Annotated in this window: 7 protein-coding genes; 5 read left to right on the forward strand and 2 right to left on the reverse strand. The window is 59.5% G+C overall.

Annotation, left to right across the window (positions count from 1 at the left end):
* Window positions 1-70: 70 nt before the first annotated feature.
* The 3 genes from M5G17_RS05845 to M5G17_RS05855 all read left to right on the forward strand — a co-directional run bounded on the left by M5G17_RS05845 (window position 71) and on the right by M5G17_RS05855 (window position 2,292).
* Window positions 71-1,003, forward strand: a complete 933-nt coding sequence (locus M5G17_RS05845; protein ID WP_273892052.1) for a DMT family transporter — start codon at window positions 71-73, stop codon at window positions 1,001-1,003.
* An 83-nt stretch (window positions 1,004-1,086) separates the two neighbouring features.
* Window positions 1,087-1,425, forward strand: a complete 339-nt coding sequence (locus M5G17_RS05850) for an FKBP-type peptidyl-prolyl cis-trans isomerase (RefSeq protein ID WP_273892053.1) — start codon at window positions 1,087-1,089, stop codon at window positions 1,423-1,425.
* A 204-nt stretch (window positions 1,426-1,629) separates the two neighbouring features.
* Window positions 1,630-2,292, forward strand: coding sequence for a histidine phosphatase family protein (locus M5G17_RS05855; RefSeq protein ID WP_273892054.1), 663 nt, complete (start codon window positions 1,630-1,632; stop codon window positions 2,290-2,292).
* A gap of 3 nt (window positions 2,293-2,295) precedes the next feature.
* On the opposite strand, the gene M5G17_RS05860 is transcribed toward M5G17_RS05855, so the two are convergent.
* Both M5G17_RS05860 and M5G17_RS05865 read right to left on the reverse strand, forming a co-directional pair.
* Window positions 2,296-2,982, reverse strand: coding sequence for a hypothetical protein (locus M5G17_RS05860; RefSeq protein WP_273892055.1), 687 nt, complete (start codon window positions 2,980-2,982; stop codon window positions 2,296-2,298).
* The gene (locus tag M5G17_RS05865) at window positions 2,982-3,743 is read right to left on the reverse strand and encodes a hypothetical protein (RefSeq protein ID WP_273892056.1); all 762 of its coding nucleotides are present in this window, start codon (window positions 3,741-3,743) and stop codon (window positions 2,982-2,984) included. The genes M5G17_RS05860 and M5G17_RS05865 overlap by 1 nt, the downstream gene beginning before the upstream one ends.
* 347 nt (window positions 3,744-4,090) lie before the next feature.
* Here M5G17_RS05865 and M5G17_RS05870 point away from each other — a divergent pair, with 347 nt between their 5' ends.
* On the forward strand, window positions 4,091-5,878 hold the full coding sequence (locus M5G17_RS05870) for an S-type pyocin domain-containing protein (RefSeq protein WP_273892057.1): 1,788 nt from the start codon (window positions 4,091-4,093) through the stop codon (window positions 5,876-5,878).
* Window positions 5,875-6,138, forward strand: coding sequence for an immunity protein (locus tag M5G17_RS05875; protein ID WP_273892058.1), 264 nt, complete (start codon window positions 5,875-5,877; stop codon window positions 6,136-6,138). Before M5G17_RS05870 ends, M5G17_RS05875 begins: the two co-directional genes overlap by 4 nt.
* Window positions 6,139-6,201 lie beyond the last annotated feature (63 nt).

Here is a 6,201-nt window from a genome sequence, read left to right on the forward strand (position 1 = left end):
GCCGAATGATCTTTTGTCCGAACGGCGCCCGAGCGTTAGCCTGCGCACTTTGTTGAACAGGAGAGGGCAAGTGAAACGGGGTGTGGCGTATGCCGGCGTAGCCGGTGCAATGTGGGGAATGGTGCTGATGGTGCCGCAACTGTTGCCGGAGTTCAGCCCGGTGCTGCTCAGTTGCGCGCGCTTCGTACTGTTCGGCCTGGTGACCCTGGTGCTGGCAATCCCCATGCGCAAAGCACTGGGGTGCCTGACCCTGAGCGACCTGTGGATGATCGGGCGACTGGCGCTGATCGGCAACCTGCTGTACTTCATCTGCCTGGTGGCGGCGATCCAGCGCTTGGGTGTTGCGCCAGCGTCGTTGATTGTCGGAGTGCTGCCGCTGACTATCACTCTGTATGGTCGTAACGACAGCGGCGCGGTGGCATTGCGTCAATTGCTGTTACCGCTGGGGCTGATTCTCGCCGGCATGCTCTGCATCAACCTGCAGACCTTTGCCCTGGAGCCTGGAGCGGCGGCCGACAAGTTTGCCGGGCTGCTTTATGCCCTTGGCGCGCTGGCTTGCTGGACCTGGTACGCCGTGCACAACAGCCGCTACCTCAAGCAGTGCGGGCATTTCGACAGCCACCAGTGGTCGGTGCTCAGCGGGGTGATGACCGGGGTCTTCAGCCTGGTGCTGGTGGTGTTGCTGGCGCTGTGGCAACCGGCGCAGTTGCAGGTCGAGGCAGCGCCTGAGCGCTGGCTGTTGTTCTGGCTGTACAGCCTGGGTTGCGCGGTGTTCGGCTCGTGGCTGGCAGCCTTGTTGTGGAATGCCGCGTCAAAGCGCATGCCCTTGACCCTGAGCGGCCAGTTGATTGTCTTCGAAACCCTGTTCGCTTTGCTCTACGCCTTCATCTGGCGGCAAAGTGGGCCGAGCCTGCTGGAAGGCCTGGCGATTGTCCTGGTGATCGGCGGCGTGTGCTGGTCGATGCGCCAACATGAGCCGGGCAGGGCGGTGGCGGCTGCATAGGCCCACAGAAGTCTTGCAAAACCCTGGCAACCCTGCGAAAAAGCTGCCCACCCAAGGCATATCCCGCTTCAACGAGGTCAAGCATGAGCAGTGAACTGCAAATCATCGATATCCAGCCAGGCGACGGCAAGGCCGTGGTCAAGGGCGCGCTGATCACCACCCAGTACACCGGCTGGCTCGCTGACGGCACCGAGTTCGATTCCTCCCATAGCCGCGGCAAAGCGTTCCAGTGCGTCATCGGCTCTGGCCGGGTGATCAAGGGCTGGGATCAGGGCTTGATGGGCATGCAGGTCGGCGGCAAGCGCAAGCTGCTGGTGCCGGCGCACCTGGGTTACGGCGAGCGCAGCGTGGGCAGGATCCCGCCCAATTCCGACCTGACTTTCGAGATAGAACTGCTCGAAGTCCTCACCCGCGACGATTGAGCTTCGTCTTAATTCAGCAATATCAATGCTCTACAGTGGCTCTGGCTCAGGGTCGAGCGCTCAGGGATCGAACCAAATGGCATTCTTGCACTCTGAAGCTTGCCCGATTCCACGGAGGGAACATCAGACAGGGATCCCCCCGCGGCTTCGGCCGTGGGGTGGCACAGGCGGGTCAGCCTCAATCCTTTTGCTGTGAAGAGCCTTATGAAGTTGCCGTCCTTGATCAAACGCCACCGCCGCGTTGCACTGTCTCTTGCCCTGCTTGCCGGTGTCGGCCTGCTATCGTTCGAGGCGCTTGAAAGTCGCGCAGCGCCCGTAGACGGCGTACAGACCCTGGTGTTCCTGCGCCACGCCGAGAAGCCCGGCGAAGGCCTGGGGCAACTCAATTGCCAGGGCCTGAACCGCGCCCTGGATCTGGCCACCTTGTTGCCGGAAAAGTTCGGTAAGGCCGACTATGTGTTCGCCGCCAATCCCTCCCGGCATGTCGAAGAGGGCAGCAAAGACGACGCCTACAGCTATATCCGCCCGCTGATGACCATCAGCCCGAGCGCCATCAAGCTTGGCCTGCCGGTCAATATCGACTTTGGCGCCAATGACACCGGTGATCTGGCCGATGAGCTGCTGCAGGACAAATACCGCAACGCCACCGTCTATACCGCCTGGTCCCACGGCTACCTGCCGGAGCTGATCAACACTGTGGCCGGCAAGGCCCTGGGTGAAAAACAGGTGATTACCGACGATTGGGACGGGGCGGATTTCGACTCGATGTATGTGCTGACCCTGACCTGGCACGACGGCAAGGCCAGCCTGCTCAGTCGCAATTACAAGCAGGGCCTGAACAATGGTGAGCACAGTTGCCCGAGCTGATACTCAGTTCAGCGCTTCGAACTGTTCCTTGTCCTGGCGCCACTCAAACACCTTGCCCAGGCAATGGCGGTTGGGCTCCAGCAACACCTGGGTGCTGCCACTTTCGATGCGTACCTTGAGGGTGTCGATGCCCTGGCTGTAGCAACCGGGCAGACCCACCTCAAGGGTTTGCACGCGCTTGCCGCTGGCCTTGTCCATGACCTCGATGGTCTTGACCTGGTCATAGGATTCGGCCAGCGGAATCTGGAAATAGAAGCGCTCGGTGGCGGCCGCCTGAGGCAGTGCTGGGGTACCACCAGGCCAGACCTGCTGATGACCGAAGTTGGCCACCATGTGCAGCTCCAGGGGCAACTGCTTGGCATTGGTATAGGCCGTCCAATTGCCGTGGACAGGTTCCCCGTAGGGGTTGGAATCGATGTCGAAGAACTTCAGCCGCGCGCTGGGCAAGCCGCCGCTGTCCAGTTCATCCATGGACAGTTGCTGGGTGTAGCTCACCGAGCGCTTTAGACGGATCGGCGTGCGGTAACGATCATAAAAGTAGAAACCATGCTTGTAGTCATTGGTTTTCTCGATCACCAGGGTGATCGCCTGCTTGCCCAGGGTGCCTTGGTAAACCGACTGATAAGCCTGGGCGCCAAGGCTCAGGCCGAGCAGCCCGGCAGCCAGCAAGTATTTGCCGAAACTACTCATCAGTTGCGCTCCCTGGCTTGCTGCTCGGTCGTGAGTACGTAGCGATCGCTGACCGGTTGGTAGAGGTAATACTGCTGCTCCTTGCCCGCCGTCCCGCCCCTGGCCATTTGCCCGACCGGGATGGCTTTGAAATCAATCAGTCCATCGCCATTGAAGTCGGCAAAACTCAAGCTGGCGCTGCCTTGAAACAACAGCGTCAGGTTGTCGATGACCTGCACCGTCTGGCCAGTGCTGCGATCAATGATGCTGATGCGATCGATGGTGCCAACGTACTCGCCTGCGGCCTTGTGCGCGTGCACACGAAACAGCTTGCGCCCGTTCAGTGGCAGTTGCAGCAGTTCGCCCTGCCAAGGTGTGTCCTGGCGGTCGCTGAACCGGGTGATGCGCTTGAGCTCCAGTGTCTGGCGTTCACGGTTGCGCAGGTTTACCCGCACGCCGCGCAGTTCGCGGTCGTGGGTAAACACAAAAGGCTGAATCAACAGTGCGGCGGACGGTAGATCCTGGTTATCCAGAAGATTGATCAGCAGCGGCAAGCGATGGTCGTAGGGGGTGGGTTCAAGCGGGATGAGCCACTGGCGCTGTTCTTCCAGCCAGTAACCTTCGATGGTTTCGTGCTGCGGGTCGTAGGTCAGGGCGACTTCAATGGCGGTGTCACCTTGGGTGCCGTGGAAGACACTGACGGGCAGCGCAGCTTGAGCTACGGAGCAGGGCAACAGGGTTGCCAGACTGAGCCAGGAAAACAGCCTTGGAATAGGGTTCATACGGGCGGGGCGTCCATGCGAAAAAGCTGCGCAAGGCTAGCAAATTCCAGGGCGGGGGGCGACTGTTGATGCGCATTCCGGTAGTGGGAAATGTTCTCTTTAACGTCATTTTCGATCTTTTCTGAAAGAAGATCTGGCGAAATAATACTGTTTAAATATACAGTTGTTTTGTCGCCCAAGAAGGGCGGCCAACCAATGACCGGGGTTCAAAAACCATGTCTTGATTGAAAATGTCCAAGCAGTCAAAGGATAGAAATATGCCAGGAAGCATTGTTTTACCTCCTATCATCATTACGGGTAGAGAGCAGATCTACGGCCCAGGCGGGGGCGGGGGCTACGACCCCAACGTGGACCTGAGCTACAACCTCGCCATTCTCAAACAACCGGATGCGCTGCAGTCGCTGACCAAACAGCATTTGCGTGGTCGGGTGTACACCTCGCTGCAATTGATCGAGAACAAACTCAAAGCCTTCTTTTCCGCCAAGCTGGCAACGGTTTCGGCTGATACCGAAAGCGAGTTGCAAGCGGCTGGTGTGCGCAACGAGGCCACCTACCAGACCTCGCTAGACACCGAAAACGCCAAGCGCACGGTCGACGGCCTGATTCAACAGAAAAACGCATTGCTCGGTGCCTATCAGTCCTTGGCGCTGGCCTACTCCGGCAGCGATCCGCTGACGCTTACCGATGCCCAAAGGGGGCAGATCGTAGCGCGGGAAATGGGCTGGAACCTGAGCCAGTACCCTGCGCTGGCCAGGGCTCAGCAAGACAGCTATGGCGACTCGTACAGTGCCGGCTATCAGGCCAGGATCCTTGCCGAAGCCATCGCCATTCTCAATCGCAAGTCTGCTGCGCTGGCAGCGCGATTGGCTCAGGTCCAGGCTGCTGAAGCCGAAGCGCGTCGTCTGGCCGAAGTTCAACGCCAGGCGCAAGAGCAAGCGCGTCTGGCCGAAGCCAAGCGTAAAGCCGAGGAGCAGGCACGCCTGGCGGCCGAGGAAGCGCTTCGCGCCGCCAACACCTTCAGGGTGCCGGTCGCCGGCAACAAGGCCCAACTCAGTGCCGTGGCAGGTTCCATTGGCCTCGCCACAGGTTCGAAGTTCACCCTCGATGCCGCCATCCAGGGCGCTATCAAGCTGTTACAAGCAGCAGCCGGTGTTGTGCTCGATCGTGCTACCGGTGTAGGTATCGGTTTGCTGGTTTACTCGCCCTCGCTGGGCAATAGCGATCGATTTCCGCCGACCTCGTTGACGGTTCCAGCCGGTAACTTGGCGCCCAGTTTGCCGCAGAACCTGGCGGCGATCGCGGCGGCTGGCGGTACGGTCGACATGCCGTATCGGATGGTGGGTAGCCGTACGCAGTATTCGCTGGTCAAGACCGGTTTGGCCGGTGGCTTGTCGCCGAAGGTCAAGGTCAGGCTGCTGACCCTCAATGCTGCGCGCAATGCCTACACCTTCACTAGCGCTGACACACCGCCGATCACCTTGAGTTTCCCCATTGCCGCGCCTGGCAACAGCTCCACAGGCACCCCGGCAAAACCTGTGGACGTGCCGGTTTACACTGGCGTTACCCTGACCCCGGTTCAGGTCGAGGGCGAGGTTTTTCCGGCGCTCAACCCGTTGGATATCCATGACGGTATCTACGTCTTTCCGGCCGACTCTGGGTTGGCGCCCCTGTATGGTGTGTACAGCTCGCCTTATGACGGGGCTACCACGGTTGGCGTTCATAGCGGGCGAAAGTACAACCCTGCCAAGGCGGGCGGCCCCGTCCGGGAACTGGATTGGAAGAGTGCCTCGATCACTTCGGCGGGAATCGCGCAGGTCAAGCTGCACACCGGGCGCTTTGCCCCTTCCGACGCCAATAACATCATGATTGCCCGGCTGGAGAAGATCCTGCGCGGCGAGCTCCAGGTCACCGATACGGACAAGCGTTTTTACACCCACGAGATCAGGGAGCTGGAGCGTTATCGTGCGCTCGGCGTCAAGGATGGTCATGAAGACCTCTCGGTATGGAATGATGCCCATACGGCGACGCTTGAAGACTATGGCATCAATGAGCGCACTGACTCGCTCTATACCCAGCAAGCGAAAGAGGCGGGTGAGCAGCAGGAATACAAGGAAGCAATGAGGGATTTTAAATGAGTACTATCAAAGACATCATCTTGAATGAATCGGTAGCGGATGTACTGACGGCGCTCCTTCCGGGGTCTTCTATTCAGAACATTGACCGGATGTACGTTAACTACAAGTTCGAGGTCATTGCCAGCGGCGAGTTGCTGAACACGTGCCAAAGGTTGTATGCCGAAGGCGTGTTCGCCACAGGCGAAAACGGCCGCACCATCAAAGGCCCGAAGTGGAAGGCGCCTGCTTTTGTGACCAGCAAAAAGTACGCTGGCGTGTAAAGCCGTTCTAAGCCCATCGCGGGGCAAGCCCGCTCCTACGTTGTGTGGGAGATTCTATGGTTT

It is taken from the genome of Pseudomonas rubra, from assembly GCF_028656935.1.
GTDB lineage: Bacteria > Pseudomonadota > Gammaproteobacteria > Pseudomonadales > Pseudomonadaceae > Aquipseudomonas > Aquipseudomonas rubra.